At 68.7% G+C, this 26,945-nt stretch carries 26 protein-coding genes; 17 read left to right on the forward strand and 9 right to left on the reverse strand.

Translation table 11 applies throughout. The features are described from left to right. Positions 1-3: 3 nt before the first annotated feature. Together LHP98_RS00355 and LHP98_RS00360 are read right to left on the reverse strand one after the other, a co-directional pair. Entirely contained in the window at positions 4-1,080 is a 1,077-nt protein-coding gene (locus LHP98_RS00355; RefSeq protein WP_227250516.1) for a sensor histidine kinase, read from the reverse strand. A 250-nt stretch (positions 1,081-1,330) separates the two neighbouring features. Further along, positions 1,331-1,504 carry a DUF1328 domain-containing protein gene (locus tag LHP98_RS00360; RefSeq protein ID WP_227250517.1) on the reverse strand — a complete coding sequence of 58 codons (174 nt, stop codon included), beginning with the start codon at positions 1,502-1,504 and terminating at the stop codon, positions 1,331-1,333. A gap of 197 nt (positions 1,505-1,701) precedes the next feature. Between LHP98_RS00360 and LHP98_RS00365 the strand changes: the two genes are divergently transcribed. Then, complete coding sequence (locus LHP98_RS00365; protein WP_227250518.1) at positions 1,702-2,160, forward strand: DUF2383 domain-containing protein; 459 nt, start codon at positions 1,702-1,704, stop codon at positions 2,158-2,160. A gap of 85 nt (positions 2,161-2,245) precedes the next feature. Here the strand turns inward: LHP98_RS00365 and LHP98_RS00370 are convergent, their stop codons facing one another. Genes LHP98_RS00370 through LHP98_RS00380 form a run of 3 tightly spaced genes read right to left on the reverse strand, consistent with a single transcriptional unit; the run spans position 2,246 to position 4,754 of the window. Beyond that, complete coding sequence (locus LHP98_RS00370; RefSeq protein WP_227250519.1) at positions 2,246-4,012, reverse strand: sensor histidine kinase; 1,767 nt, start codon at positions 4,010-4,012, stop codon at positions 2,246-2,248. Beyond that, positions 4,009-4,590 carry an RNA polymerase sigma factor gene (locus tag LHP98_RS00375; protein ID WP_227250520.1) on the reverse strand — a complete coding sequence of 194 codons (582 nt, stop codon included), beginning with the start codon at positions 4,588-4,590 and terminating at the stop codon, positions 4,009-4,011. Before LHP98_RS00375 ends, LHP98_RS00370 begins: the two co-directional genes overlap by 4 nt. Beyond that, positions 4,587-4,754 (reverse strand): NepR family anti-sigma factor, encoded by a 168-nt coding sequence (locus LHP98_RS00380; protein ID WP_227250521.1) that lies wholly within the window; start codon positions 4,752-4,754, stop codon positions 4,587-4,589. The genes LHP98_RS00375 and LHP98_RS00380 overlap by 4 nt, the downstream gene beginning before the upstream one ends. Before the next feature lie 83 nt (positions 4,755-4,837). Between LHP98_RS00380 and LHP98_RS00385 the strand changes: the two genes are divergently transcribed. The 8 genes from LHP98_RS00385 to LHP98_RS00420 all read left to right on the forward strand — a co-directional run bounded on the left by LHP98_RS00385 (position 4,838) and on the right by LHP98_RS00420 (position 13,737). Continuing rightward, positions 4,838-5,647, forward strand: a complete 810-nt coding sequence (locus tag LHP98_RS00385; protein WP_227250522.1) for a response regulator — start codon at positions 4,838-4,840, stop codon at positions 5,645-5,647. Positions 5,648-5,853: 206 nt separating this feature from the next. Continuing rightward, entirely contained in the window at positions 5,854-6,957 is a 1,104-nt protein-coding gene (locus LHP98_RS00390; RefSeq protein WP_227250523.1) for a transporter substrate-binding protein, read from the forward strand. Next, entirely contained in the window at positions 6,954-7,565 is a 612-nt protein-coding gene (locus LHP98_RS00395) for an ANTAR domain-containing protein (protein ID WP_227250524.1), read from the forward strand. Before LHP98_RS00390 ends, LHP98_RS00395 begins: the two co-directional genes overlap by 4 nt. Further along, positions 7,543-8,430, forward strand: a complete 888-nt coding sequence (locus tag LHP98_RS00400) for an ABC transporter permease (RefSeq protein WP_264473532.1) — start codon at positions 7,543-7,545, stop codon at positions 8,428-8,430. Before LHP98_RS00395 ends, LHP98_RS00400 begins: the two co-directional genes overlap by 23 nt. Further along, positions 8,430-9,350 (forward strand): ABC transporter permease, encoded by a 921-nt coding sequence (locus tag LHP98_RS00405; protein WP_227250525.1) that lies wholly within the window; start codon positions 8,430-8,432, stop codon positions 9,348-9,350. Before LHP98_RS00400 ends, LHP98_RS00405 begins: the two co-directional genes overlap by 1 nt. 17 nt (positions 9,351-9,367) lie before the next feature. Then, positions 9,368-10,981: an ABC transporter substrate-binding protein gene (locus LHP98_RS00410; RefSeq protein WP_227250526.1), complete on the forward strand. Its 1,614-nt coding sequence runs from the start codon at positions 9,368-9,370 to the stop codon at positions 10,979-10,981. Next, positions 10,982-11,941 carry an acetamidase/formamidase family protein gene (locus LHP98_RS00415; protein WP_227250527.1) on the forward strand — a complete coding sequence of 320 codons (960 nt, stop codon included), beginning with the start codon at positions 10,982-10,984 and terminating at the stop codon, positions 11,939-11,941. Next, positions 11,938-13,737, forward strand: a complete 1,800-nt coding sequence (locus tag LHP98_RS00420; protein WP_227250528.1) for an ABC transporter ATP-binding protein — start codon at positions 11,938-11,940, stop codon at positions 13,735-13,737. The genes LHP98_RS00415 and LHP98_RS00420 overlap by 4 nt, the downstream gene beginning before the upstream one ends. Here the strand turns inward: LHP98_RS00420 and LHP98_RS00425 are convergent. The 4 genes from LHP98_RS00425 to LHP98_RS00440 form a co-directional block, all read right to left on the reverse strand. After that, positions 13,704-15,071, reverse strand: a complete 1,368-nt coding sequence (locus LHP98_RS00425; protein WP_227250529.1) for a dipeptidase — start codon at positions 15,069-15,071, stop codon at positions 13,704-13,706. The two genes, LHP98_RS00420 and LHP98_RS00425, sit on opposite strands and share 34 nt — an antisense overlap. Positions 15,072-15,097: 26 nt before the next feature. After that, positions 15,098-16,696 carry a CRTAC1 family protein gene (locus LHP98_RS00430; RefSeq protein WP_227250530.1) on the reverse strand — a complete coding sequence of 533 codons (1,599 nt, stop codon included), beginning with the start codon at positions 16,694-16,696 and terminating at the stop codon, positions 15,098-15,100. Continuing rightward, positions 16,693-18,003, reverse strand: a complete 1,311-nt coding sequence (locus LHP98_RS00435; RefSeq protein ID WP_227250531.1) for a vanadium-dependent haloperoxidase — start codon at positions 18,001-18,003, stop codon at positions 16,693-16,695. The genes LHP98_RS00430 and LHP98_RS00435 overlap by 4 nt, the downstream gene beginning before the upstream one ends. A gap of 143 nt (positions 18,004-18,146) precedes the next feature. Further along, a complete protein-coding gene (locus LHP98_RS00440) occupies positions 18,147-19,532 on the reverse strand; it encodes an NAD(P)/FAD-dependent oxidoreductase (protein WP_227250532.1) in 1,386 nt (461 codons plus the stop codon). Positions 19,533-19,777: 245 nt separating this feature from the next. Here LHP98_RS00440 and LHP98_RS00445 point away from each other — a divergent pair, with 245 nt between their 5' ends. The 8 genes from LHP98_RS00445 to LHP98_RS00480 all read left to right on the forward strand — a co-directional run bounded on the left by LHP98_RS00445 (position 19,778) and on the right by LHP98_RS00480 (position 26,945). After that, a complete protein-coding gene (locus LHP98_RS00445) occupies positions 19,778-20,854 on the forward strand; it encodes a biotin/lipoate A/B protein ligase family protein (protein ID WP_227250533.1) in 1,077 nt (358 codons plus the stop codon). After that, a complete protein-coding gene (locus LHP98_RS00450; RefSeq protein WP_227250534.1) occupies positions 20,851-21,528 on the forward strand; it encodes a hypothetical protein in 678 nt (225 codons plus the stop codon). Before LHP98_RS00445 ends, LHP98_RS00450 begins: the two co-directional genes overlap by 4 nt. A gap of 106 nt (positions 21,529-21,634) precedes the next feature. After that, complete coding sequence (locus LHP98_RS00455) at positions 21,635-22,015, forward strand: DsrE/DsrF/DrsH-like family protein (RefSeq protein ID WP_227250535.1); 381 nt, start codon at positions 21,635-21,637, stop codon at positions 22,013-22,015. Positions 22,016-22,055: 40 nt separating this feature from the next. Beyond that, positions 22,056-22,817, forward strand: a complete 762-nt coding sequence (locus LHP98_RS00460; protein WP_227250536.1) for a 4Fe-4S dicluster domain-containing protein — start codon at positions 22,056-22,058, stop codon at positions 22,815-22,817. Between the two features lie 32 nt (positions 22,818-22,849). Further along, entirely contained in the window at positions 22,850-24,217 is a 1,368-nt protein-coding gene (locus LHP98_RS00465; RefSeq protein ID WP_227250537.1) for a heterodisulfide reductase-related iron-sulfur binding cluster, read from the forward strand. A 4-nt stretch (positions 24,218-24,221) separates the two neighbouring features. Beyond that, positions 24,222-25,277, forward strand: coding sequence for an FAD-dependent oxidoreductase (locus LHP98_RS00470; protein ID WP_227250538.1), 1,056 nt, complete (start codon positions 24,222-24,224; stop codon positions 25,275-25,277). Next, positions 25,277-26,212 carry a hypothetical protein gene (locus tag LHP98_RS00475; RefSeq protein WP_227250539.1) on the forward strand — a complete coding sequence of 312 codons (936 nt, stop codon included), beginning with the start codon at positions 25,277-25,279 and terminating at the stop codon, positions 26,210-26,212. Before LHP98_RS00470 ends, LHP98_RS00475 begins: the two co-directional genes overlap by 1 nt. After that, positions 26,199-26,945, forward strand: coding sequence for a 4Fe-4S dicluster domain-containing protein (locus tag LHP98_RS00480; RefSeq protein ID WP_227250540.1), 747 nt, complete (start codon positions 26,199-26,201; stop codon positions 26,943-26,945). Before LHP98_RS00475 ends, LHP98_RS00480 begins: the two co-directional genes overlap by 14 nt.

Here is a 26,945-nt window from a genome sequence, read left to right on the forward strand (position 1 = left end):
GGCTCAGGCCAGAAAGCTCAGCCGGGACAGCGTGCCGCCCTCGGGGCCGTCCGACAGGGTCAGCTCGCCGCCCAGTTGCCGGGCGAACTCGCGCGCGATCGACAGGCCCAGGCTTTTCGACCCGGCCAGACTGAACCCCTCGGGCAGGCCGGGTCCGTTGTCCAGCAGATCCAGCGTGACCTTTGTCGCATCGCCATCGTCCTGCTTGCGCGCGGTCAGGCGGATCAGCACCTCCGGCGCCGTGCCGCTGCGCTCGCCATGCTCGATGGCGTTCATCAGCAGTTCACTGGCGATCAGGCCCAGCGGGATGGCGTGGTCCTGCGCCAGCATCAGCGGTTCGGTCCGCAAGGAAACGCCGACCTTGCGGCCGGTCTGCGCGGCATCCACCGTGTCCTCGGCCAGGGCCTTCAGGAAATCGGGCACGTCCACTTCTTGCTGATCGGGCGCGTGCAGCCGGCGCTGCAGCCGCGCCACGGTGTTGATCCGCTGCTGCGCCGCGGTCAGCGCGGCGCGCACCTCGTCGTCGCTGGACCGGCCCGCCTGCATCCGCAACAGCGCGGCCACCGTGGCCAGGTTGTTCGACACCCGATGCTGCAGTTCGGAAAACATCAGTTCGCGCGACCGCGCCAGGTCGGCCGAGCGCTGGTGCTCGTCCGACAGCACGTGCAGGGCCGCCTGGATGGCGGCGACGAACAGCACTTCGGTGCCGGTGATCAGGGCGTAGAAGCTCACCGCCAGCAGCGCGCCGGACCCGGTGTCGAAGGCGCCGGAGGGCGGGATGAACAGATACCAGGCGACCAGCCCGCCGATCACCGAAACCACGATGCCGGTCCATACGCCGGCAAACAGCAGGGCAATCAGCACCGCGGGAAAATAGGTTAGAAAGGGAAAGCCGGGTGGCAGGACACCGTCAAGCCCAAGCCGCAGGCCGGTGGCCAGCGCCAGGGCCGCCGCGCCAAGCGCGATCTGGAACGCGGCAGAGCGCTGTATCAGAACGATTCCCGCCAGCGCCCGCAGGACCACCGCCGTCAGGCCATGAGCCGCGCCCAACGCCTCGCGCGCACGGGCTCTTTCTGGCACTCCTACCCCCTCTTGATGTCCGGAAAGGGCCGGCCCGGCCCGGGCGTGCGGCTTGCGCTTCGGCAAGCCCTGCCGAAGCCATACATGAATCTAATTCACATGTTAAGCCTGCGGACATCGCCACGGCGGCCGGGCGGTGACCTGGCCCGGCAGACATGGAAAAAGGCCGCAGGCAAGAGCCTGCGGCCAGAACGGCCCCGAGGGAACGAACGGGGCCGGCGAGGGACAACGCCGCGGCCTGCAGCCGGGATCAGATCGGCGGGCGACCGCGCATCGCGCGCATGATCAGCGAGATCACGAACAGGGCGATGAAGACGAAGAACAGGATCTTGGCGATGCCGGCCGAGGTGCCGGCGATGCCGCCGAACCCAAGCGCGGCGGCGATCAGGGCGACGATCAGGAAGGTCAGGGCCCATCCAAGCATGACGATCTCTCCTTGCTGTGGGGCGCCGGGCTGGCGCGCTGGTGCGATGTGAAAAGTCAACGCGGCCCTGGCCCTTTCGGTTCCGGACCGGCGACGGAAACTTTCTTGTCGCCGTTCCAGGGAACGCCCGGGCGATGTCGGCGTTGCCAGTGCAGGGCCGCGACACGCGGTCCTTCCCGATGAAAGGAGACCATGTCATGTCGATCTACGCTGCCCGTCGCCCGACCGATGCCCTCCCGCCCGGCGAGGCCGAGCTGGACGCTCTGGGCACCCTGCACACCCGCATCGTCGACATCGGCGCGGGGTTTGAAACCATGCTGGACAAGGCCGAACCCGGCTTTCGTCCGGTGGTCGAACGCTTCGTGGCGCTGCACCGCGGCCAGGCCGCCGCCGTGGCCGAGCTGATCGGCCACGGACCTGATGCCGCCGGCGGCGAAAGCCTGATGGCAACGGTGAATCGCACCGTGGTCAGCCTGCGGTCGTTCTTCGACGAGATCGACGCCGACACGCTGGGCCAGATCCGCAGCGGCGAAGAGCATGTCTTCGACGCCTATGACGCGGCCATCGCCGCGGCGACCGGCGCACGCGGACAGGCGCTGGCGCGACTGCGGGGCGAACTTTCGGCCCTGATCGAAGACACCCGCCGGCAAGGCTGAGGCCTTGCGCCTTTGGCGCCCGACCGAACCGGCATCCGCAACCCGCGGGTGCCGGTTTCGTCTTGCCCAGTCTTCGATCCGGTCGTCAGCCCGGCCCGCGCGGTGCCCCTTCCTCGGCGCCGCGCTCGGTCGCTTGCTCGACATGGCGAATGGCGAAGGTCAGCACAGCTTGCGTGACCGCCGGGCCGCGGCTGACCTGCAGGTCGCCGTCCAGTTGCTGCACGAAGCTGCGGATCAGCCGCGCCGCAATGATCGCAGGCCCGCCTTCTGCCTGGCCCGACAGGGCCCCATGCGCCCCGGCGGGTCCGCACAGCGTCAGCCGGGCCGTCAGCGGCTCGGGGCTGTCCAGGCCGACATGGATCACCGGCGCTTCGTCCTCGGCCAGGCTGCCCTGAAACAGCGACAGCACTTCGGCCAGCAACAGCGCCAGCGGCACCGCCTGTTGCGACGGCAACGTCAGCGGGTGCAGGTCGGTCTTGATCCGGCCCACACGGCCCGGCCGTTCCAGGATCGGGCGCACCTTGCCGACCACCTCGCCGATCAGCGCATCCATGGCGATGTCGGACTGTCCGGCCAGCCGGTAAAGGCCCAGATGCACCGTCGACAGGCCCAGCACGCGCTCCAGCACCCCCTCGAGCACCCGGCGCACGCCTTCGTCGGGGTCCTCGCGCAGGTGCAGGCGCAGGATCGAGGCGATCAGCTGCAGGCTGTTGCCGGTGCGGTGGTGCACCTCGCGCAAGAGGTCCTGCTTTTGCCGCAGCAGGTTCTCCAGTTCCGCCTCATCCTGGCGAAGGGTGTCGGTCATCCGCCGATAGGTGTCGGCCAGGGCGGCAATCTCTGCCGGCGGGTGGTCCAGTGCCACCGCGGGCATCGCCCGGCTGCCGCGGGCATAGGCCCGCATCGACCGCGCCAGGCTGCGGATGTGGCGCGTCACCAGCCGCTCGACGCCCAGGGTGGCAACGGTCAGCCCGGCCAGGCACATCAGCAGCGGATAGAGATAGGGCACCAGGTCGTTGTGGAACAGCGCGCCGTCGTCATGCGCGGTCCAGACGCCCAGAACGCCCAGGTTGCCGGCGATGGGAACGGCGGCATAGACCCGCCGCCCGCCGTCGGCCGACAGGTCGGCAAAGGTCTGGAAGCCCTGCGCGATCAGCCCGCCCAGCGGGCGTGACGCGGGCAGGACGCCGTCAACGCCGACCAGACCGGTCGAGGCGGTCAGCACCCTGCCCTGACCGTCGAAGGTGATCAACGCATCGGGCTGGCCCAGGCCCGCGGCATCCGCCGCCACCTTGGCCGGGACCAGCGCCTGCTGCGGGATCGACAGAGACACGATGCCGATCTGCGTGCCGTCGTTGGCCAGCACCGGATGGCTGATGCCCAGCACCGAGGTGCCGCTGACCGGCCCGTGCGGGTTCACCACCATCCGCGGCTCGGCCGCGGAGGTCAGGTCCTGAAACAGCGGGCTGCCGGCGAAATCGTAGCTGTGCCCGCCCGACGCGCAGGTCATCCGGCCTGACATCGGCGTATAGGCCACCAGTGACACATCGGGCATCTGCCGCGCCAGACCTTCGACCATCTGCCGGCAGGCCGCCGGATCGTCGACATAGGGTGCAATCGCCGAGGCCAGGGTTGCGGCGGCGGTCTGGGCATCGCGGATGGCACGGGTCTCGGGCGCCGCCGCCTCGACCGTCTGGCTCAGCGCCGAGGTGTACAGACCCTTTTCAGCCTGGCGTGCCATGTCAGAGGTCTGCAGGATTGCCAGCACGGCCAGCGGCAGCAGCGCCAGCACCAGCATGGCAGACAACCGCAGCGGAATGCTGCCCGGCCGCTGCTTGCCGGCTTGCCCGGTCATGCCGCGGCGACAACAGACCGGCTGATGACGGCATGGGTGGCGCCATCGGTGCCGGCGAACAGCGGCTCGTTCTCGTCCAGATGCATCAGTTCGGCCAGCCGCTTGCGGGCCCGGCTGGCGCGGCTTTTCACCGTGCCCACCGCCACGCCCATCATCCCCGCCGCCTCATCGCAGGAATAGCCCGAGGCGCCGACCAGGATCAGCACCTCGCGATGCTCGGGCGACAGCTGGTCAAAGGCACGCTGGAACTCGGCAAAGGCCAGCACGCCATCATGCGCGGGCTTTTCGGACTGCTGGGCCGCGTGGGCGCCGTCGATGTCAGGCACCTCGCGCCGGGTCTTGCGCAGGGTCGAATAATAGGTGTTGCGCAGGATGGTGAACAGCCAGGCCTCAAGGTTGGTTGCCGGGTCGAACTTGTCGATGTTGCCCCAGGCCTTGAGAATGGTCTCCTGCACCAGGTCGTCGGCCTGCGCCACGTTGCGGCACAGGCTGATCGCGAAGGCGCGCAGCTTGGGCAGGTGTCCTGCCAACTGGTCGCGCGGATCGGCGGTCCGGGCGGGGGCCGTGCGGGCGGTCACCTGCCCGCCTCCTGCTCTTGCGCACGAAGCTGCGCCAGCAGTTCGGCAAAGCGGCCCGGCACCGGCTCCTGCAGCACGGTCTCATAGACACGCTTCAGATTTTCCTCGATCTGGTTGCGGATCGCCGCCTTTCCGGCCGTTGCTTGCGTCTTTTCTGCTGCCATGGCCCGAATTCCTGCCTGTCTTTGGGAACCAAACGCGCAGATCGGCGTTTGGTTCCCAAGAATCCTGGTTCGGGGAGACGTGAATGGGAACCGCCGAAATCGCCGACACCTCGTCCGCCGTGGCGCGCCATCTGCCCTATCTTCGCCGCTACGCCCGCGCCTTGACCGGCAGCCAGTCGGGTGGCGACAACTTCGCCGTCGCCACGCTGGAAGCCATCCTCGCCGAGCCCTCGCTGATCCCCACGCCGGCCGAGGCGAAGGTGGCGCTGTTCGCGGTCTTCCACCGGGTCTGGGCCAGCGCCGGCGCGCCGGTGGGCGATGCCGACACCGCACTTTCGGCCCGCGCGCAGGGCCACATGGCCCGCCTCACCCCGTTCTCGCGTGAGGCGCTTTTGCTGTCCACGGTTGAGGAGTTCAGCCCCGCCGAGGTGGGCCGCATCATCGGCACCGACGCGACCGAGGCCGCCGCCCTGCGCGACCTTGCGCTGCGCGAGATGGAAACCTCGGTCCGCGGCCGGGTGATGGTGATCGAGGACGAGGCGATCATCTCGATGGAACTGGCCGCCATCATCGAAGGCATGGGCCACGCCGTGACCGGCATCGCCCGCACCCACCGCGAGGCGGTGAAACTGGCCTCCGCCGACCTGCCCGATCTGATTCTGGCCGACATCCAGCTGGCCGACAATTCCTCGGGCGTCGAGGCGGTGAACGAGATCCTCGCCCGCTTCGACACCGTGCCGGTGGTCTTCATCACCGCCTTCCCCGAACGGCTGCTGACCGGGTTGCGCCCCGAACCGGCCTTCCTGATCAACAAGCCCTATTCCGAAGAACAGGTCCGCTCGGCCGTCAGCCAGGCGCTGTTCTTCGCCTCGACCGAAACCCTGGGGGCCTGATCGCCCCGGCATTTGCCCAGGAAATGGGCATCTGCGACCGCATAAGGCGAACGCCGAACGCCAAGGCTTGACCCGCGCCGCGCCGGGTCTAGTCTATGCCCCAGATCGACAGATCGTCGGATGGCACTCGGGCCTTGCATGCAGACCATCCCGGTCTGCATCAAGGCCCTTTTGGTTTGGCGGGCCCGCATGCGCACGGGGGGCGGATGACACGCAGAATCGAACTCGGCCTGCTCTACTCGCGCTCGGGCAGCTATAGCCTGATCTCCGAGGCCTGCCGGTCCGGTGCGCTGGCGGCCATCGCCATGGTCAACGCCGACCCCGCGCTGGGATTGACCTTTGTCCCGGTCGAGCGCGATCCCGGCGGCAACGTCGATCTCTACGGCCCGCTCTGCGAGGAGATCCTGCGCGACACCGCCGCCCGCCATGTGGTCGGCTGCGTCACCTCCTGGAGCCGCAAGGAAGTGATCCCCACGGTCGAGAAATTCGGCGGAACGCTCTGGTATGCCGTGCCCTACGAGGGCTTCGAGGCCTCGGATCACGTCGTCTACACCCATGCCTGCCCCAACCAGCACCTCTTGCCGCTCTTGGACTGGGCGATGCCCGCGCATGGCCAGCGGGCCTGGCTGACCGGTTCGAACTACATCTGGGGATGGGAGATGAACCGCCTTGCGCGCGAGCGGATCACCGCCGCCGGCGGGCAGGTGCTGGGCGAGCGCTACCTTCCCATCGGCTCTCGCGAAGTGGGGCGGATGATCGAGGAGATCCGCTTCGCGCGGCCCGATTTCATCCTGAACAACCTGATCGGGCCGTCGTCCTATGAATTCCTCGCCGCCTTCCGCCGGCTGGGGCAGGACGACCCGCAGTTCGCCCCCGACCGCTGCCCGGTGCTGTCGTGCAACCTGACCGAATGCGAACTGCCGGCGCTGGGCGAGGCGGCCGAGGGGCTGGTCTCCGCCGGCCCCTATTTCCGCGGCACCGCCGGCTGGCCGGGGCCGGGCAACTTCGGCTCGTCGCACGAAGCGGCGGCCTTTGCCGCGGTGCGCGAACTGGCGCGGCTGCTGGCGCAGCGGCCGGGGGCCGAAGACCTGCCGCTGCGCCGCCTGCTGGCCGAGGACACGCGGCCGGGCGGCCCCGGCGGCGGAATCGTCGACCGCGACACCCACCACACCGTGCTGCCCGCGATCATCGCCCGGGTCGAAGGCGGCGCCTTCCGCCCCTTGCGCCAGATCGCGCCCATGGCGGGCGACCCCTACCTGACCCGTAGCCGCAACCAGCCGCAGGCGCCCCTGCTGAGGGTGGTGTCATGATCAGGCGCCCGATCCGCATTCCCAATCTTGGCGGCGCGCGGGCGCTGATCCTGCACCGGCCGCACCCCACCGTGCAGGCCCTCAGCCGCCAGCTGACCGCCATCGGGCTTGAGGTTGCCACCGCCTGGCCCGAACTGGGGCCGGAAGGGCTGGCCGCCGATTACGTCTTCTTCGACGCCGACATGGGCCACGACGGCATGTTCCCCTGGCCCCCCGGCGCGCCCCCCGTTCCGATGATCGCCCTGATCGGGTCGGAAGCGCCGGGCCGCATCGAATGGTCGCTGCGCGCCGGCGCCCATGCCCAGTTGCTGAAACCCGTGGGCGACAACGGCGCCTATTCCGCGCTGCTGGTCGCCCGCGATGCCTTTGACGCCCAGCACGCGCTGTCGGCCGAAATCTCTGACCTGCGCCGGCGGCTGGACGAACGCCAGACCCTGGTGCGCGCGGTCACCCTGCTGGCCGCCCGCGGCAAGTCCGAAACCGAGGCCTATGCCCAGTTGCGCCAGATGGCGATGGCCTGGCGGATCAGCCTTGAGGACGCCGCCGCCCGCATCGTGGCCAGCCGCGACGGTGGAAAGGACGGCGATGACCGACGCGACCGGGGCTGACCCCGCCTTGCGCCCGCGCGGCGCGCTGGCCCGGCTGATGCGCCGCAAGATGGCGCTGTTCGGCCTTGCGCTGATCGTGCTGGTCGTGGCCGGCGCGCTGGCCGCACCGCTGATCGCGCCCTTTGCGCCCGACGAGCAGATGTTCGACGGGCTGACGCTGGAAGGCGCGCCCCTGCCGCCTGACGGGCGGTTCCTCTTCGGCACCGACCTTCTGGGCCGCGACCTGTTCTCCCGCATCCTTTACGGCGCGCAGACCTCGCTGATCATCGGCGTGGTGGCGAACGGCCTTGCGCTCTTGATCGGCACCCTGGTCGGCATCACCGCCGGCTATTTCCGCGGCTGGATCGGTGCCGCCCTGATGCGCTTCACCGACCTGATGATGGCCTTCCCGGCCCTTCTGCTGGCGATCTGCCTGGCCGCGATCTTCCAGCCCTCGCTGTGGATCGTCGCCATGGTGATCGCGCTGGTGAACTGGGTGCAGACGGCGCGGGTGATCTATACCGAGACCACCTCGCTGGCCACCCGCGACTTCATCGCCGCCTGCCGGACCCTGGGCGCCGGCACCGGCCGCATCCTTTTCCGCCACATCCTGCCGCATCTGGTGCCCACCATCATCGTCTGGGGCACGCTGGGGATTTCCACCACCGTCCTGCTGGAGGCCACCCTCAGCTTCCTCGGCGTCGGCGTGCAGCCGCCCACGCCCAGCTGGGGCAACATCATCTTTGAAAACCAGACCTACTTCCAGTCGGCGCCCTGGCTGGTGTTCATCCCCGGCGCCGCGATCATCCTGCTGGCCTTGGCCTTCAACCTGGTCGGAGACGCCCTGCGCGACGTGCTGGACCCAACGCAAAGAGGGCGCGACTGATGGCCGCCTACCTTCTGCGCCGCCTCATGGTCTCGGCCCTGATCCTTCTGGGCGTCAGCTTCATCACCTTCTTCCTCTTGTACGTCCTGCCCGCCGACCCGGTGCGCCAGATCGCCGGCCGCTCCGCCACCGCCGAGACGGTCGAGAACATCCGCCGCGAACTGGGCCTCGACCGGCCCTTCATCGTGCAATACGGCCATTACCTTGCCGGCCTCGTGCAGGGCGACCTGGGCCGCAGCTACCTGCAAAAGACCCAAGTCGCCGAACTGATCGCCTCGCGCCTGCCGGCCACGCTTCTGCTGATGCTGGGCGCCATCTCTGCCGAGTTGCTGATCGGCCTGACCTTCGGCATCGTCGCGGCGCTGAAGCGGGGCACGATCCTGGACCAGACCCTGATGATGACCAGCTTCGTCACCGTCTCGGCGCCGCAATTCGTGGTCAGCCTGCTCTTGCTTTACGTCTTCGCGGTCAAGCTGGGCTGGTTCCCCATCGGCGGCTACGGCACGCCCGCGCATCTGGTGCTGCCGGCGCTGACGCTCGGCATCCTCGGCTCGGGCTGGTATTCCCGCATGATGCGATCCTCGATGATCGACGTCCTGCGCGCCGACTTCATCCGCACCGCCCGCGCCAAGGGCCTGACCCGCGCCCGCGTCGTGCTGGGCCACGCGCTGCCCAACGCCATCCTGCCGGTGATCGCCATGATCGGCATCGACATCGGCATCTTCATGGGCGGCATCGTCGTCGTCGAATCCGTCTTCGGCTGGCCCGGCATCGGGCAACTGGCCTGGCAGGCGATCCAGCGCGTCGACATCCCCATCATCATGGGCGTCACGCTGGTTTCCGCCGTGGCCATCGTGCTGGGCAACCTGCTGGCCGACCTGGTTGCCCCCTTCATCGACCCCAGAATCAAGCTGAAGTGACCAACAGGAGAGAGAACATGAAGAAACTGCTCGTCTCGACCGCCCTGACCCTGGCGCTGGGCCTGCCCGCGCTGGCGCAGGACTACACCCCCGATCCGAACGCCAAGGCCGGCGGCTCGATCGTCATCACCTACAAGGACGACGTGGCCACGCTTGACCCTGCCATCGGCTATGACTGGCAGAACTGGTCGATGATCAAGTCGCTGTTCGACGGGCTGATGGACTATGTCCCCGGCACCACCACCCTGCGGCCCGGCCTGGCGGAAAGCTATGAGATCTCGGCCGACGGCCTGACCTACACCTTCAAGCTGCGCGCCGGGGTCAAGTTCCACAACGGCCGCGAGATGACGGCGGAGGATGTGAAATACTCGCTCGACCGCGTGACGAACCCCGCCACGCAATCCCCGGGCGCGGGCTTCTTCGGCTCGATCGCCGGGTTCGATGCGGCCGGCGACGGCGGGCTGTCGGGCGTCGAAGTGGTCGATCCGCTGACCGTGAAGATCACGCTCTCCCGCCCCGACGCCACCTTCCTGCACGTCATGGCGCTGAACTTCGCCAGCGTGGTGCCCAAGGAAGCGGTGGATGAGTCCGGCGCCGACTTCGGCAAGACGCCGGTCGGAACCGGCGCTTACAAGCTGGCCGAATGGACGCTGGGCCAGCGGCTGGTCTTCGCCAAGAACGCCGACTACTGGCGCGCCGGCGTGCCCTATCTGGACCAGATCATCTTCGAGGTCGGCCAGGAACCCGTCGTCGCCCTCTTGCGCCTGCAGAACGGCGAGGTCGACGTGCCCGGCGACGGCATCCCCCCCGCCAAGTTCACCGAAGTCATGGGCGACCCGGCCCAGGCCGAGCGCGTGGTGGTCGGGGGCCAGCTTCACACCGGCTACATCACCCTCAACGTGACCACCCCGCCCTTCGACAAGGTCGAGGTGCGACGCGCCGTGAACATGGCCATCAACAAGGACCGCATCGTCCAGATCATCAACGGCCGCGCGGTGCCGGCGACCCAGCCGCTGCCGCCCTCGATGCCCGGCTATACCGAAGGCTACGCCGGTTACGCCTATGACGTGGACGGCGCCAAGAAACTGCTCGCCGACGCCGGCCTTGCCGATGGCTTCGAGACCGAGCTTTACGTGATGAACACCGACCCCAACCCGCGCATCGCCCAGGCGATCCAGCAGGACCTGGCCGCCATCGGCATCACCGCCAGCATCCAAAGCCTCGCGCAGGCCAACGTGATCGAGGCCGGCGGTGCCGGCACCGCGCCGATGATCTGGTCGGGCGGCATGGCCTGGATCGCCGACTTCCCCGATCCGTCCAACTTCTACGGCCCGATCCTCGGCTGCGCCGGGGCGGGCGAGGGCGGCTGGAACTGGTCGAAGTACTGCAACGAAGGGCTGGACGCCAAGGCGGTCGAGGCCGACAGCACCTATGACCCGGCATTGGCGGCAGACCGCATGAAGATGTGGTCCGACGTCTACATGGGCGTGATGGAAGACGCGCCCTGGGTGCCGGTCTTCAACGAGGAACGCTACACCATGAAGTCGCCCCGGATGGGCGGCGAGGATGCGCTGTATGTCGATCCGGTGTCGATCCCGGTCAACTATGACTACGTCTGGGTGAAAGAATAAATGTGCAAGGCCTGCAACTACACCATCCACGGCGCGCAGCACCATTTCGGCTGGGACAATGCCAATGCCCCGGCGCTGCGCGCCGAACCCGGATCGACGATCCTGTTCCACTGCCATGATTCCTCGGCGGGCCAGCTTGGCCCGTCGTCCACCGTCGCCGACGTGACCGCACTGGATTTCGGCCGCATCAACCCGGTTTCCGGGCCGATCTTCGTCGAAGGCGCGGCCCCCGGCGACGCGCTCAAGGTCACCATCGAAAGCTTCGCGCCGCAGGCCTTTGACGGCGCGGGCTTCGGCTGGACGGCGAACATCCCCGGCTTCGGCCTTCTGGCCGACCAGTTCCCCGACCCCGCGCTGCACGTCTGGAAGTTCGACCCCCGGACGATGGAACCTGCGCTTTGGGGCAGCATGGGACGGGTGCCGCTGAAACCCTTCGCCGGTACCATCGGCTGCGCCCCGGCCGACCCCGGCCTGCACTCGGTCGTCCCGCCCCGGCGGGTCGGCGGCAACCTCGACATCCGCGACCTGTCGGCCGGCACCACCCTTTACCTGCCGGTCGAGGTGGCGGGCGGCCTGTTCAGCGTGGGCGACACCCACGCCGCGCAGGGCGACGGAGAGGTCTGCGGCACCGCCATCGAATCGCCGATGGACGTGGTGCTGACGCTGGACCTGGTAAAGGGCGCGAACCTGAAGACCCCGCGCTTCACCACCCCCGGCCCGGTGACCCGGCACATCGACGCCATGGGCTATGAGGCCACCACCGGCATCGGCCCCGACCTGATGACCGGCGCCCGTGATGCGGTGGCGGCGATGGTCGACCTCCTTTGCGCCCGCCACGGCATGTCGGCGGTCGACGCCTACATGCTGGTTTCCACCTGCGGCGACCTGCGCATCTCGGAGATCGTCGACATGCCGAACTGGGTGGTCAGCTTCTATGTCCCGCGCAGCGTGCTGGAATGACGCTGGCTTCGGCCCTGAAACCTGCTGCCGGGGCCGTCACGGCCCCGGTCCTGACCGTCGAGGGACTGACCGTTTCGGTCCGCAGCGAAGGCCGGCTGCGGCCTCTGGTGCAGGACCTGTCCTTCACCCTGAACCGGGGCGAAACCCTTGCCATCGCCGGCGAAAGCGGCTCGGGCAAGTCGATCACCTCGCTGGCGATCCTGGGCCTCTTGCCGCCCAACGTCTCCGTCACCGCTGGCAGGGTCGCGTTGGGCGACACCGAGCTGACCGCGCTGCCAGAATCCCGCCTGCGCGCCATCCGCGGCGACCGCATCGCGATGATCTTCCAGGAGCCGATGACCAGCCTGAACCCGGTGATGACCGTGGGCACCCAGTTGGTCGAGGCGATCCGCGCGCACACCCCCGTCAGCCGCAGCGAAGCCCGCACCCGCGCGCTGGACGCGCTGAGGGCCGTCCGCCTGTCACAACCCGACCGCCGCCTGACGCAATACCCGCACGAACTGTCGGGCGGCATGCGCCAGCGGGTGATGATCGCCATGGCGCTCGCGCTCCGCCCCGAGGTGCTGATCGCCGATGAACCCACCACCGCGCTGGATGTGACCGTCCAGCGCGAGGTGCTGGACCTTCTGCGCGATCTGCAGCGCGAGATGGGCACCGCCATCATCCTGATCACCCATGACATGGGCGTGGTGGCCGAAATGGCCGACCGCGTGATCGTCATGCGCCACGGGGCCCGGGTGGAAGAGGCGACCACGCCCGACCTCTTTGCCCGACCCCAGGCCGACTATACCCGCGACCTTCTGGCCGCCGTGCCGCGCATGGGGCAGGGGGCGCACCGCCCCCCCGTCACCGCCGCCCCGGTGGCGCGGCTGTCCGATGTCGTCGTCCGCTTCCCCATCCGCGGCGGCCTGTTGGGGCAGGTCACCCACAACGTCCACGCCGTCGAACACGTCAGCTTCGACATCCGCCGCGGCGAGACCTTCGCCCTGGTCGGCGAATCCGGCTGCGGCAAGTCCACCATCGCCAAGGCGCTGGTCGGCCTTGTCCCCCATGCCGGCGGGATCGAGATCGCCGGCCAGCCCACCGACAGCCTTGACGCCGCGGGGCGCAAGGCGCTGTGCCGCCGCGTCCAGATGGTGTTCCAGGACCCGATGGCCGCGCTTGACCCGCGTTGCCGTGTGGGCGATCTCATCTCGGAACCCTTGCTGATCCACGGCCTTGGCAGCGCGCCCGAACGCCGCGCCCGCGCGCAGGACCTGATGGCCCGCGTCGGCCTGTCGGCCGATCAGGCCGACCGCTACCCGCACGAATTCTCCGGCGGCCAGCGCCAACGCATCTGCATCGCCCGCGCCCTGGCCCTGCAACCCGACCTGATCATCGCCGACGAAAGCGTCAGCGCGCTGGATGTCAGCGTGCAGGCCCGCGTGCTGGACCTGCTGCGCGCCTTGCAACAGGAATTCGGCGTCGCCTTCCTGTTCATCAGCCACGACATGGCGGTGGTCGAGAACATCTCGGACCGGGTGGGCGTCATGTATCTGGGCCAGATCGTCGAGATGGGCACCCGCGCGCAGGTCTTCGGCAACCCGCGCCACCCCTATACCCAGCGCCTGATCGCCGCCGTCCCGGTGCCCGACCCGCTGCATGTGCCGCCCCCGCGCCCCCGGCTGGCCAGCGAAGTGCCCAGCCCCGTCCACCCCGCCGGCAGCGGCCCCGCAAGGGTGCGGCTGGTCGATTGCGGCGATGGCCATCTGGTGGCCGAGGCTCAGGCGCCCAGCCTCTCCAGCAGCCGGCCATAGGCGGTCTGGCCCAGCCGGAAGGCATCCAGCCGAAAGAATTCGTCGGGGGCGTGCAGGTTCTCGTCGTCGTGGCTGAAGCCGAACATCACGGCATGCACGCCAAGGTGTTCCAGCAGCGTCGTCATTACCGGGATCGACCCGCCCAGCCGGGTGCGATACGGCGCGCGGCCATAGACCTGCGCCAGAACCTCGGCCGCCGCCGCGGTGGCGTTGTGGCCCGCGGGCAGCAGGAACGGGTCGGCCCGCCCGGGGTTCTGTACCACCTCGGCCGTGACACCGGGCGGCAGATGCGCCAGCACATGCGCGCGGATCGCGTCGAACACCCGTTCGGGCGTCTGCGCGGCCACCAGCCGGCAGGTGATCTTGGCCCGCGCCTCGGCCGGCAGCACGGTCTTGGTGCCCGCCCCCTGCCAGCCCGAGGTCAGCCCGTTCACCTCAAGCGTCGGCCGCGCCCACAGCCGCTCGCGGGTGGAATACCCCGGCTCTCCGACCGCCGCCGGGGCGCCGGTCTCGGCCAGATAGGCGGCCTCGTCATAGGGCACCCGGGCAATCGCCGCGCGGTCGGCCTCGCTCAGCGGCAGCACATCGTCGTAGAAGCCTGCGACCGTGATCCGCCCGTCCGCCGCCTTCAGCCCCGCCAGCACCTGCGCCAGCGCCATCGCCGGATTGGCGATGCCGCCGCCGTGCAGGCCCGAATGCTGGTCCGACCGCGGCCCCTGCACGCGGATTTCCAGCGACACCAGCCCCTTCAGCCCCTCCACGATCTGCGGCTGGTCGGGCGCCCACTGCAGCCCGTCGGCGGAAAAGATCATGTCGGCCTTCAGTCGGTCGGTGTTGGCCGACACGAACGGCGGCAGGTCGGGCGAGCCGATCTCCTCTTGCCCCTCGAAAAAGAACCGCACGTTCACCGGCAGCCGCCCGGCCGTGCGCAGCATCGCCTCGACCGCCAGGATCGGGATCAGCATCCCGCCCTTGTCGTCCGAGGCCCCCCGGCCCCAGACCCGCCCGTCGCGCACCTGCGGCTCGAACGGCGGCGAGGACCACAGATCGAACGGCTCGGCCGGCTGCACGTCGAAATGGCCGTAGATCAGGATCGTCGGCCTGTCGGCCCCGGCATGCAGCCAGTCGGCACAGACCACCGGATGCCCGGCGGTCGGCAGCACCTCGGCATGCTCCGCCCCGGCGGCGGTCAGCCGCGCCGCGACCCAATCGGCCGCGCGGCGCACGTCGCCGATGTTCTCGGGCTTGGCCGAGACCGAGGGGATGCGGACAAAGTCCAGCAATTCGGCCACGAAGCGCGGCTGTTCGCGGTCAAGATAGCCCTGCCAGTCCATCACCCTGCCTCCGGTCCCGGAAATCCTTACGGCGCACCCGCCGCACAATCGGCCGCCGACCCGCCCGGCGACCAGGACACCGGCGCAGCCCCCGGCGACAGGTCAAAGAACCCGCCCGCCGCCAGCCGCAGCCAGTCGCCCACCGAGCCATCCGGCCAGATCACCCGCAGGTCTGCCGCCTCGGCGTCGCCCAGCCCGATGTGCAGCCACCCCGCCTTGCCGCCGCCCTGGCCGCCGCCCAAGGTGACCTCGCGCCGTTCCACCGCGTCGCCGTGGCGAATCTCCAGCACCGCCCCCAGCGCGTTGCGGTTCGCCCCGGGCAGATGCAGCGCCACCTGCACCCAATGCCCGCCGCCGCAGCCCGCCTGCCGCCAGACCTCGGGCACCTCCCAGCGGCGCGTCGCCACCAGGTCCAGCGCGCCGTCCAGGTTCAGGTCCACCACCGCCCCGCCGCGACCCACCCCCATCGACGCCACCCCGGCCCGGTCGCCGGCTTCCACGAACACCCCGTCCGCGCCCTGCAACAGCAGGTTGTTGGGGTCATCCTCGGCGAAATCCGGCATCTTGGCCACGTTGCCCTTGACCACGAACAGGTCCAGCCGGCCATCGTTGTTCACATCGCCGAATTCGGCATGCCAGGCGGTCGAGGGGCGGATGTCGCCGCCGGCATAGGGCCGGTGCGCCGTCACCCCCCGCTTCAGCGCAATGTCGTCATAGACCGGCACCGGCGCCGCCCCGTCAGGCACCTCGCGCAGCGCCTGCAGCTTGTTGTCGGCCATCGAGGTCAGGAAATATTCCGGGTAGCCGTCCCAGTCGAGGTCGGCCGAGGCGATGCCCATCCCCCAGATGCGCAGCCGCTTCCAGCCCTCGGCCTCGGTGAACAGGCGCGGCGAGCCATCGGGGGGCAGGTGCCACAACTGTTCCTGCCCGCCCTTGTAATACTCGCGGTCGTTGGCAATGCGCAGCGACGGCGTGCCGGAGCGGTCCCAGTCGGTGAACAGCATCGACAGCGCGCAGAAGCTGGGGGTCAGCGGCAGGGGGGGCGCAAAGCCCTGACCTGCGGGCCGGTACAGCCGGTTCTCGGTGCAACTGCCCCAGGGAAACGCCTCGGCTGTCTGGTCGATGTAGGCGCCCACCGCCAGCGTCGGCCAGCCCTGCCCGCGTTCCCAGATCGCGGCCAGCGCGGTGGACCACTCGGCGCCGCCCTGAAACCCCCAGGCCTCGTTCGCGCGTTCAAAGCGACAGTCGCCCAGGCCCCGCAGCACCACGTCCTCGCCCAGCCGCAGCAGCACCAGGTCCAGCCCCCCGTCGCTGTCGATGTCGATGGGCCAGACCCCCTGCACCCGGTCGATCTCGGCCCCGCTCTGCACCTTGTCAAACGCCAAGGCCCCGCCCACTTCGCTGCGGTTGACATAGACCCCCACCGGCCCCTCGCCGCCGGCAAAGACCAGATCGGGAAAGCGGTCGCCCGAGCAATCGAAAGCCGCCACGCCGCCGCCGACCATGTAGTAATACTCGCCCGCATAGGCGGTGGAAATGCCAACGTCTTCCGGCACATAGACCGGCACCCCCGGTTCGGCCAGCGCCGCCGAAGGCAGCATCAGAAGGGCCGCCAGCGCCTTCATGACCGGGTCTTCAGCCGGGCCGCCCAATCGCCGATGCAGCGGCCCTGCACCAGCCCGCCCCGGTTGCCGAAGGGGAAATGGATGCCGCCGAACAGCCGCGACACCGCCGCCTCTTCCGCCGCCTCGCGGAAGCTGCCGAAGTGGCGCACCGGCAGGCCGTCATCTTCATGCGTGGCATCGTCGAAGGCGAACCCCTCGCCGAACAGCCGCGTCAGCGCCACTTCGGCCGCCCCCGACTGCACCGAATGCCCCGACGGGTATTCCGGGAAGGGCGGCGTGATCAAGAGCGGCTCCCACTTCGGATCGATGTGGCGGCGGATATAGGTGACGGGCCGGATCAGGTTGTGGCGGAACTTTTCCGACCAGCAGCCGATGAAGGCATCCGCCACGGCCACGCCCACCACCGCCAGCGCCTCGGCGGTGCGATCCGCGCTCAGCCCGTCGCGCCGGGCGATCTGCAGGACGATCGCCACCCAGTGGCCGGGCGGCGTGGGCGACAGCATCGGATCGTCCGACCAGAACCGGGCGATCGCCTTCTGCTCGTCGGTCAGCACCTTCGAGGTCTCATAGACCTCCTGCGCGGCCTCATAGAAACCCGTCCCCGGCCCGGTTGCGAACGCGGGGTAGGGCGGCGCCTTGCAGGGCACGCCCACCGGCATGGCAAAGGGCCGGTTCTCGCCCCAGCCGGGCAACAGCGGCGCCTGCTGCAAGGCCTGAGTGTTGGTGGGCACCCAGTCATCCGGCCCGGACCCCGGCGTGTAGGTCAGCGGAAAGCCCATGTTCTCGATCACCGCGCCGCCATCGGTCAGCGACCATTGGTAGACATGGTCCGCCACCGCCTCGCCCCAGGCCCGGCTGCGCTCGGCCATCGCCGCATCCAGCCCCTCGGCGGCGGCAGTGGCCAGGCCCTTGTGCACCGCCGCCATGGCGCGCTGGCCGCTGGGGCCGGTGTTGCCGAAGAAATCGCCCATTGCGCGGGCCAAGGCCGCCTCAAGCGCCACCGCGTCGTCATAGGGCAGGGCAGGGTCGCGCGCGGGCAGGGCGGCCAGCCCGTTCAACTGCCCGGCCAGGCTGACCAGCGCCGGGTCGCCGCCCGCCTGCACCTCATGTGCGACCACGCCGACATAGGCAAAGGCCCGGCTGGCGACCGGCGGAGAGTAGGTCGCGGTATGGCGCACCAGTTCCAGCACCAGGTCGTACCAACCCAGCAGGACGGCGTTCTCCGCGTCCTCGCGCGCTGCCGCGTCAGCGGGCAGGGTGCAAAGCCCCAGCCACAGGGCCGCAACGACGGCCTTCAGAACCCGCATGGTCACCCTCCCCGAGCAGGCCCCCGACCCGCCCCTTCGGCCGTTATGCCAAAGGCCGGCAGCCCGCCGCAAGAGATGTCGGAACTCGCACGAATTCCGGCCACGATTTCCGCGAGGAACTCGCCTCTGGGCCGCTCGCAGCACTACCCCCGCCCGGTCAGCCGGTTCCCCAGGCCGCCCAGCCAGGACGGCCGCGTCACCCCTGGCCGCGCCTCGGCCCGGTCGGCGGCATTCAGCAGGGCATACATCGCGTGCACCCCCAGCCAGCGCAGCGGCTCGGGCTCCCAGGGCCTGGTGCGGCGATTGACCCAGGGCAGCCGGGTCAGATCGGTCGTCCGACCCAGCACAAGGTCGGTCAGCGTCCGTCCGGCCAGGTTCGACGTCGAGACGCCCACGCCCACATACCCCCCAGCCCAGCCGGTCCCCGTGGCCGGATCGAACCCCACCGTCGCGCACCAGTCGCGCGGCACGCCCAGAACGCCGCACCAGGCATGCGCCACGCGATAGGGCTTCGTCGCCGGGAAATGCCGGTGCAGGATCGCCACCAGCCGCCGCACCGTCTCGGGGTCCGGCGCGCCGTTGCTGTCCAGCGACGAGCCGAACCGATAGGGCACGCCGCGCGCGCCGACCGTGATCCGCCCTTCGCGGGTGCGCTGGCAATAGCAGTAGGCATTGGCGAAATCGCCGACGATCTGGTGCCCGTCCCAGCCGATCTCGTCCCAGACCTGCGCCGGCAGCGGCTCGGTCGCGATCTGGGCCGAGTTCAACGGCAACCAGTCCCGCCGCAGCCCCGGCAGCCCGGCGGAAAAGCCCTCGGTGCAGCGCAGGATCACCTTCGCCCGCACCACGCCGCGCGGTGTCGCCACGCGCCCGGCCTCCAGCGACGTGACGGCGGTGCCCTCGTAGATGGAAACACCCGTGCGCTCGACGGCGGCGGCAAGGCCGCGCACCAGCTTCGCCGGCTGCACCCGCGCCACGTTCGTCACCACCATCGCGCTGACCGCCCCCGGAATGCGCAGCCGGGGCCGCAACTCATCGGCGCCGATCTCGAATACCCGCTCCTCCTCGCCCCAGCGGCGGCGGTGGGCGACCTCTTCGCTCAGCCGGATCGCCTGGGCGGGGTTCACCGCCACCATCAGTTCCTCGGTGCGGCGGATGTCGGCGTCGATGCCCTGCGTCTCGGCCACCCCGATCACCTCGTCCACGGTGCCGTTCATCGCCCGGACCATGGCGCGCACGCCGTCGGTGCCCGCCGTTTCGGCATAGCGGCCGTGGTTCCAGGCAAAGCCCCCGGTCAACCAGCCGCCATTGCGGCCCGAGGCGCCGAACCCGGCGAATTCCTTCTCGACCACCACGACGCGCAACGAAGGCTGGGCCTGCTTCAGATACCAGGCGGACCACAACCCGGTATATCCCGCGCCGATGATGCAGACATCGGCCTCGGCGTCGCCCGGCAGGGCGGCGCGGGGCTTCGGCAGTCCGATGTCGGCATACCAGAATGAAACGTCGCCCAAATGGTCCGGCTGCATCGACCCCTCCCGCGCCGCATCTGGTTGACCCGCAGCCCGCCAGAAGTTCTTTCGTGTCATCGCGTTGGATCGAAGCCACAGCACTTCGACACCGTCACGGCCAAGACGGCACGAGCCTATCAGGCGATCCCGGCCCAGGCCAGTGCCGGTTCCGTCAGAACGGACGCCCGGGTCGCAGCTCCGGGAAGCTGCATTGACTCATTCGCAAAACCGGATGTGATGCAGGGGAAAAAACGGAGAGCACCATGCGCTTGCGAGTGATCGACTTCGGCTTCGTGCCGGCCTTGCGCAGCCAGGCCGTCTACCACGGGCTGGCCGAGACGATGGGGCCGGACAGCGATGCGATCCTGTCGCTCGCCTCGCCCGAGACGCCCTATGTCTGCGTGGGCATGCACCAGGACATCGGCAAGGAGGTGGACACCGACTTCTGTGCCGCACGCGGCTTGCCGATCTGGCGGCGGCATGTCGGCGGCGGGGCGGTCTATCTGGACCGCAACCAGTTGTTCACGCATTTCGTCTTTCCCGCCGGCAAGGCCCCGGATCGGGCCGACCGGCTGTATCCGCTGTTCATCGAACCGGTGGTGCGGACCTACCGCGAACTGGGGGTGAACGCGCAATACCGCCCGATGAACGACATCCAGGTCGATGGCCGCAAGATCGGCGGCACCGGCGCGGCCTCGATCGGCGGGGCCACCGTCCTGGTCGGCAGCTTCATGCTGGATTTCGACACCGCGACCATGGCGAAATGCCTGAAGGTGCCGTCCGAAAAATTCCGCGACAAGCTGCGCCAGACGCTGGACGACTACATGACCACCATGCTGCGCGAACTTGGCCGCATGCCCGACCGGGACGACATCAAGGCCAGGTTCCTGCGCCATTGCGCCGAGGTGCTGGGGGTCGAGGTCCACGACTCCGCGCCCACCCCCGCCGAATGGGCCGCCATCGAGGCGGCCGAGGCGGCACTGGCCGACCCGGACTGGACGGACACCCAGCATCGCAAGCTGGTGGCCCTGGGCGTGAAGATCGCCGCCGACACCCACCTGACCGAGGCGGCGCACAAGGCGCCGGGCGGGCTGGTGCGGGTCAACCTGCTGTCGCGCGACGGGCGGGTGGCCGATCTGGTGATCCAGGGCGACTTCACCTGCCTGCCGCCGGACGGCCTGGACCGGCTGGCCGCGGCGATGGTCGGCACCGATCTGGCCGACACCGCGCTGACCGCCGCGGCCGCCGCCGCCATCGCCCGGCTTGGGCTGGACCTGCCCGGCGTCTCGGCGGCGGACCTTTCGGCCACCATCCTGGCCGCGGTCACGCCGGCGCCATGAAGACGATCTGGGTCATCCAGCACACCGAAGCCGAATACCTTGGGCTGATCGAGGACCACCTGGAAGGCCGCAACCTGCGCTTCCGCTACTTCCGCCCCTTCGCAGCGGGCGGAACGCTGCCGGCAACCCCGGAAAGCGACGGGCTGATCCTGCTGGGCGGCGGGCCATACGGCATTGTCTCGGGCCCCATCCTGCCGTCGCTTGGCCCCGAACTGCGGCTTGCCCGCGGCTTTCTTCAGGCCGGGCTTCCGGTGGTGGGCTTCGGCCTTGGCGCATTGATTCTTGCGGTGGCAGGCGGCGGCGGCGCCGAAGAGGCCGCGCTTCGGTTCGGCGTGCACACCGCGCGGTTCTCCGCTTGGGATGATGCTGTGCCGCAGCAGATGCCGCTTGCCCTCTATCTTCGCGACCGCCCAGTCCTGGGGCCCGGAATGCGGCCCGTCGCCACCAGCGCCAAGGGCGAGGTGCTGGGGTTCACCGTCGGGGCAAATGGCCTTGGGATGCTTGGACATGTCGGCATGAAACGCGGCATGGCCGAGGATCTGATCATGGAATTTGCCGAAACGCCCGAGGACACGCTGGCCGGGCTTGAGGCGCTGGGAGATGCGCAGGTTGAAATCGCCGACCGGCTTCAGCCCTTCATGGTTGCGCTGATGCGGCACACCGGATGGATGTAATGCGCCGCGCCGCGGCGACGATTCCTTTTGACATACGAAGATCGGAATATAATGGTTTCAAGATGTGGCGGGCTTTGCACCAGATCCGCCGGCAGGGAGAGCGAACTTGGCCAGCAAGCTGATCATCGTCATGGTGAACACCGATCCGCGCAACGGCGAGGAACTGGGCGCCCCGTTCTTCCAGGCCACCGTCGCGGCGGCGATGGACTATGAGGTCGAGGTGATCTGCACCGCCACCGCCGGCCGGCTGATGAAAAAGGGCGTGGCCGAGGCGCTGGTGGTCAAGCCCGGCAGCCCCAAGACGATCTACGATTTCATCAAGGATGCCCACGAGGCGGGGGCAAAGTTCTACTGCTGCTCGCCCAACCTCGACCTCTTCGACATGACGACCGACGACCTGATCCCCGAATGCGAGGGCATCGTGGGCGGCGCCAAGCTGATCGAGGAAATCATGGAGAACGACGACGCCCGCGTGCTGACCTACTGACTCCGGCCTCGTCACGCGAACCCTGGAGGAGGGGCAAGCCATGACCGCGCATGCCAAGCTGCCGACGCCACCGATCGCCGACCCGGTCTCGGACCGGGCGCCGGTGCCGCAAGAGGCGCTTGAAGCGATCTTCGACGACATCCGCAAGCACCCGCTTTACGATCACGAAATCCACGGCTGCCTGAACTGCGGCATCTGCACCGCCACCTGCCCCTCGGCGCAGTACTACGACTATTCCCCGCGCGAGATCGTCCAGCTTCTGTGGACCGAAAACCTGGAAGGCATCTACGATGCGATGCAGGAAAAGATCTGGGCCTGCGCCCAGTGCTACACCTGCGCCGCCCGCTGCCCGTTCGAGAACTCGCCCGGCGGGCTGGTGATGATCCTGCGCGAAGTCGCGATCAAGCATGAACTGCCCTCGGTGAAAGAGGTGTTGCGACCGTTCAGCCGGGTGCTTCTGAAGGTGGTCACGACCGGCAATCAGCTGGCGCCGAACATGATCACCCGCGACGCCTTTCCCGACTGGGGGCCGAACGTCACCAAGGTGGACGCGCCGCTGATGGTGCTGCGCAAGGCCATTCCGATGCCGACGATGCACACGCTCGACACCGCCTGGGAGGTGAACCTGCGCACCTCGGTCGAGCTTTACACCATCTGGGAGGCGACCGGCGTGCTGAAGCAGCTCGCCACGGTCGATGCGAACCTGTTCGACGTGGTCTCGGACGTGATGGATGAGAAGCGCGACGAATGGGAAGAGTGGCTGGAAGACAACCAGGACGAGGACGGCGACACCGACGACTGACGGGTCGTCGCCGCCTGAGGGAGGAGCGCGCGATGCAGACGAAGGGCGATGGCGCCGGCGGTGCCTACAATGGCTTCGGCGCAGACTGGACGCCGACGAACCTGACCGAGACCGAGGCGAAGCGCGCCACCGGCTGGGTCGAGGCCAGGATCGACAAGCGCTTTCTGCTGACCGGCAAGGATCGCAAGGAAGACGTGCGCGACATCATGTGGCAGCTGGAAAAGGACGGCGAGATCGTCGTCCATCGCGTGGCCGACCACCACGCGCCGGAACTGGCGAAAACCCTTTACGGCTGGGACAAGAAGATTCCCACCACCAACCTGTGGCACCACAAGTCCTGCGGTCAGTGCGGCAATATCCCGGGCTATCCGTCTTCGGTCCTGTGGATCATGAACCAGCTCGGGTTGGACTACCTGGACGAGACCGACCAGACCTCCTGCACCGCCTGGAACTACCACGGCTCGGGCATCGGCAACGTGGTCTCGCTGGCCGCCGTGTTCCTGCGCAACATGCACCAGGCCTATGTCAGCGCCAAGGCCCATGGCCTGCCTGTGGGCACCTACTACCCCCTCATCCACTGCGGAACCTCGTTCGGAAACTACAAGGAAATCCGCGGCTTCCTGCTGCATTCGGCGGAACTCAGGGCCGAGGTGAAGAAGATCCTCGGCAAGCTGGGGCGGTTGGTCGACGGCAAGCTGCTGATCCCCGAAGAGATCGTGCACTACTCGGAATGGCTGCACATGATGCGCCACCGGATCGCCGCGCGGCAGACCATCGACGTCTCGGCGGTCCGGGCCACCGTTCACCCGGCCTGCCACGTCTACAAGATGGTGCCCGAGGACGTGATCTATGACGATACGGTGCTGAACGGCGACCGGGTGGCGGTGACGACGGGGCTGTTGCAGACGCTGGGTGCGCAGGTCATCGACTATTCCACCTGGTATGACTGCTGCGGCTTCGGCTTCCGCCACATCATCGGCGAGCGTGAGTTCACCCGCAGCTTCGCCATCGACCGCAAGATCAAGGTGGCGGTAGAAGAGGCCCGGTCCGACGTGATGATCGGCCATGACACCGGCTGCATCACCACGCTGGACAAGAACCAGTGGATCGGCCGCGCGGTCGGCAAGGTCTATGCCCTGCCGGTGATGGCCGATTGCCAGTTCGCCGCCCTGACCATGGGCGCGCATCCCTACAAGCTGGCGCAACTGCACTGGCACGCCTCGCCCTTCGAGGAGCTGCTGGAAAAGATGGGCATCGACTGGGAACAGGCCAAGGCCGAGTTCGTCGCCTACCTGGACGAGGTGAAGGCCGGCCGGATCGAGACGCTGTATGACCCCAGGCGGGCCATCACCTCGGGTCCCGGCTACGTGAAACCCCCAAAGACGCTGCAGGGAGCGTGAGGCGATGACCGAAAGACCCATCCTGATCGTGGGCGGCGGCCCGGCGGGGCTTGCGGCGGCGCAGGCCGTCGGCACCTCGGGCCGCAAGGCGGTGCTGGTCGAAAAGGCCGCGGCCTTGGGCGGCGCGCCGATCCTGCAGGGCTATGCCAAGCTGGTGCCCAGCCATGAATGGGCCCGCGACGCCATCGGTGGCATGGTCGCCCGGGTGCAGCAGAACGCCAATGTGACAGTGCTGACCGACGCGCAGGTGCAGGCCTTCGCGGGCGAGCCGGGCAGGTTCGTCGCCACCCTGAAGGACGGCAAGAGGATCGAGGCCGAGGCGGCGATCCTGGCCACCGGCTTCACCCATTTCGACAGCCTGAACAAGCCGGAATGGGGCTTTGGCACCTACCCGGACGTGGTGACCACGGTGCAGGTGGAACAGATGATCTCGTCTGGCAAGGGCATCCGCTGCCCGTCGGACGGCCGGGTGCCCGACCGGGTGGCAATCCTGCTGTGCGTCGGCAGCCGTGACCGGCAGATCGGCCGCGAATGGTGCTCGAAGGTCTGCTGCACCGTCTCGGCCAACATGGCGATGGAAATCCGCGAACTCAGCCCACAGACCAACGTCTACATCTACTACATGGATATCCGCACCTTCGGCCTTTACGAGGGCGAGTTCTACTGGAAAAGCCAGGAAGAGGCGAAGGTCAAGTATATCAAGGCCCGCATCGCCGAGGTGACCTCGGACGGCAAGCGGCTGGTGGTCAAGGGCGAGGACACGCTGGTCAAGCGGCCGATCACCATTCCCTTCGATCTGGTGGTGCATGCCATCGGCATGGACCCGAATGTCGACAACATGACCCTGTCGGCAGTCTTCGGCGTGACCCTCAACCGCTATGGCTATATCGACAAGGCCACCCCCTATGCGCAGATGGCGCAGACCTCGCGGCCCGGCGTCTATGTCGCCGGTGCGGCCACCGGGCCCGAAACGATCGACGATGCCATCGCCCAGGGCCAGGCCGCCGCGCTGGCGGCGATGACGCGGGCCGGTGTCGGCCTGGCGCGGGCGGCCGAGTGATGTTCGGCTTCCGCCGCCCTGCGGTCGAAAGCCCGCCGGCAGGCCCGGTGCTGGAGCTGTCTGGCGACCGGCTGCGCCGGGCCCTTGCCGACCTGGCCGAGTCCGCCCGCCCCACCGGCGGGATCGAGCGCTATGTCACCGCCCTGCAACTGAAATCCGCCCTATTCGCCGAACTGCTGGGGCAGGGGGCCAATGCGCTTTCGGAACCGGAATTCCTGGACCTCGCCGCCTTCATGGCCCCGGTGCGCCGCCGCATCGCCCCGGTGCTGGCCAGCCGCGGGATCGACGGCCTGCGCGGGCCGATCCACCGGCTGCTGACCGCCGCGGACGGCATCGACAGCCGCCTCACCGCCTTTGCCGCTGCCTTTCCGCCGGGCGCCCAGATGCGCTGGGTCCGCGATCTTGGCTCGGAACTGCTGCACTTCACGGCGCCTGATGAGGTGCCGCTGATGACGCGCTGGATCTGGGACGCCCAGGTCGGAACCGGCGCCTTGCGCGAGATCTGGCATGCCGAGGACGTGGACCAGGCCAGGATCGCGGTGCCCGACGGCCTTGCGACCTTTGCCAGCCTGCGCGCGGAGCTGGATGGTTTCCTTGCCGGCGAAGGCGTGTTCCGCGACCGGACCTGGGTTGCCGACCTGCTGCTGGCGCATGTCTATGCCGCCTATATCAACGACCGCGGCAGCCAGTATCTGCGCAGCGACTTCACGGTCGAGGGCGACCCGATGCTGCACACCCGCCGCATGCTGGGCCTTGACGCGGTAAACACCCGGACCGGCCGCACCCGCCTGCGCCTGATCGACGGGCGTGCCCACGAATTCGGTGGCGGCGCGGCGCTTCGGCTGGCCCTGTCAGACCCTTCGACGCCGGACCCTACCGCGTCGGACCCTTCGACGACGGACCCTTCGACCGAGGACCGCCATGCCCATCCATGAGAAATCGCTGATCCGGCCGGAAAACCTGATCACCCATGACAGCTTGGTGATCGACGGGACCGATGTCTCGGGCCATTGGTCCACCTTCATCAAGTCGCGCACGATCACCGACTACAACGAGGCGATGCAGGACGAGATCGCCGCCCTTCCGGGGGGCGAATACATCCACCGCTGCTGGCAATGCGGGTCCTGCACCAACGCCTGCACCGTGAACGCGGTGAACCCCGACTTCAACCCGCGCTACTGGATCTACCTGATCCGCACCGGGATGGAGGAGGAGTTGCTGCGCGACAAGGACATCATCTGGCAATGCGTCAGTTGCAACAAATGCACCTACGCCTGCCCGCGCGACGTCTTCCCCGAAGGCGTGATGAAGGCCACCGCGCACTGGCTGGAACTGAAGGGCCACACCGCGGCCAGCCCCGCCACCCACTTCGACGCCACCTTCACCGAGCAGATCCTCGCGACCGGCCGGATGGAGGAAAGCCACACCCTGCGCAGCTTCTTCAAGCGCACCGGGCAGCCGCTGAACCAGCCCTGGCTGGTGGCCCTGGTCACCGGCATGGCCAAGCGGTTCCCGCTGTTCTTCATGATCCGCATGGGGCTGGCCGTGGTGTTCCGCCCCCGCACCCGGGGCTGGGCGCGGACCGAAGGCGTGCTGCGCGACTTTGTCAGCCAGCGCCGGGCCCGCAACGCCGCGGCGCTGGGACTCGACTCCAAGGAGGGCCACTGA

The sequence above is a fragment of the Rhodobacter sp. Har01 genome, assembly GCF_020564565.1.
GTDB lineage: Bacteria > Pseudomonadota > Alphaproteobacteria > Rhodobacterales > Rhodobacteraceae > Pseudogemmobacter.

Excerpts from the sequence above, each read along its gene's own strand:
- LHP98_RS00360 (WP_227250517.1), bottom strand. The coding sequence starts at position 1,504 with ATGCTTGGATGGGCCCTGACCTTCCTGATCGTCGCCCTGATCGCCGCC.
- LHP98_RS00365 (WP_227250518.1), top strand. The coding sequence starts at position 1,702 with ATGTCGATCTACGCTGCCCGTCGCCCGACCGATGCCCTCCCGCCCGGC.
- LHP98_RS00370 (WP_227250519.1), bottom strand. The coding sequence starts at position 4,012 with ATGACCGGGCAAGCCGGCAAGCAGCGGCCGGGCAGCATTCCGCTGCGG.
- LHP98_RS00380 (WP_227250521.1), bottom strand. The coding sequence starts at position 4,754 with ATGGCAGCAGAAAAGACGCAAGCAACGGCCGGAAAGGCGGCGATCCGC.
- LHP98_RS00385 (WP_227250522.1), top strand. The coding sequence starts at position 4,838 with ATGGGAACCGCCGAAATCGCCGACACCTCGTCCGCCGTGGCGCGCCAT.
- LHP98_RS00390 (WP_227250523.1), top strand. The coding sequence starts at position 5,854 with ATGACACGCAGAATCGAACTCGGCCTGCTCTACTCGCGCTCGGGCAGC.
- LHP98_RS00395 (WP_227250524.1), top strand. The coding sequence starts at position 6,954 with ATGATCAGGCGCCCGATCCGCATTCCCAATCTTGGCGGCGCGCGGGCG.
- LHP98_RS00400 (WP_264473532.1), top strand. The coding sequence starts at position 7,543 with ATGACCGACGCGACCGGGGCTGACCCCGCCTTGCGCCCGCGCGGCGCG.
- LHP98_RS00405 (WP_227250525.1), top strand. The coding sequence starts at position 8,430 with ATGGCCGCCTACCTTCTGCGCCGCCTCATGGTCTCGGCCCTGATCCTT.
- LHP98_RS00410 (WP_227250526.1), top strand. The coding sequence starts at position 9,368 with ATGAAGAAACTGCTCGTCTCGACCGCCCTGACCCTGGCGCTGGGCCTG.
- LHP98_RS00415 (WP_227250527.1), top strand. The coding sequence starts at position 10,982 with ATGTGCAAGGCCTGCAACTACACCATCCACGGCGCGCAGCACCATTTC.
- LHP98_RS00420 (WP_227250528.1), top strand. The coding sequence starts at position 11,938 with ATGACGCTGGCTTCGGCCCTGAAACCTGCTGCCGGGGCCGTCACGGCC.
- LHP98_RS00425 (WP_227250529.1), bottom strand. The coding sequence starts at position 15,071 with ATGGACTGGCAGGGCTATCTTGACCGCGAACAGCCGCGCTTCGTGGCC.
- LHP98_RS00430 (WP_227250530.1), bottom strand. The coding sequence starts at position 16,696 with ATGAAGGCGCTGGCGGCCCTTCTGATGCTGCCTTCGGCGGCGCTGGCC.
- LHP98_RS00435 (WP_227250531.1), bottom strand. The coding sequence starts at position 18,003 with ATGCGGGTTCTGAAGGCCGTCGTTGCGGCCCTGTGGCTGGGGCTTTGC.
- LHP98_RS00440 (WP_227250532.1), bottom strand. The coding sequence starts at position 19,532 with ATGCAGCCGGACCATTTGGGCGACGTTTCATTCTGGTATGCCGACATC.
- LHP98_RS00445 (WP_227250533.1), top strand. The coding sequence starts at position 19,778 with ATGCGCTTGCGAGTGATCGACTTCGGCTTCGTGCCGGCCTTGCGCAGC.
- LHP98_RS00450 (WP_227250534.1), top strand. The coding sequence starts at position 20,851 with ATGAAGACGATCTGGGTCATCCAGCACACCGAAGCCGAATACCTTGGG.
- LHP98_RS00460 (WP_227250536.1), top strand. The coding sequence starts at position 22,056 with ATGACCGCGCATGCCAAGCTGCCGACGCCACCGATCGCCGACCCGGTC.
- LHP98_RS00465 (WP_227250537.1), top strand. The coding sequence starts at position 22,850 with ATGCAGACGAAGGGCGATGGCGCCGGCGGTGCCTACAATGGCTTCGGC.
- LHP98_RS00470 (WP_227250538.1), top strand. The coding sequence starts at position 24,222 with ATGACCGAAAGACCCATCCTGATCGTGGGCGGCGGCCCGGCGGGGCTT.
- LHP98_RS00475 (WP_227250539.1), top strand. The coding sequence starts at position 25,277 with ATGTTCGGCTTCCGCCGCCCTGCGGTCGAAAGCCCGCCGGCAGGCCCG.
- LHP98_RS00480 (WP_227250540.1), top strand. The coding sequence starts at position 26,199 with ATGCCCATCCATGAGAAATCGCTGATCCGGCCGGAAAACCTGATCACC.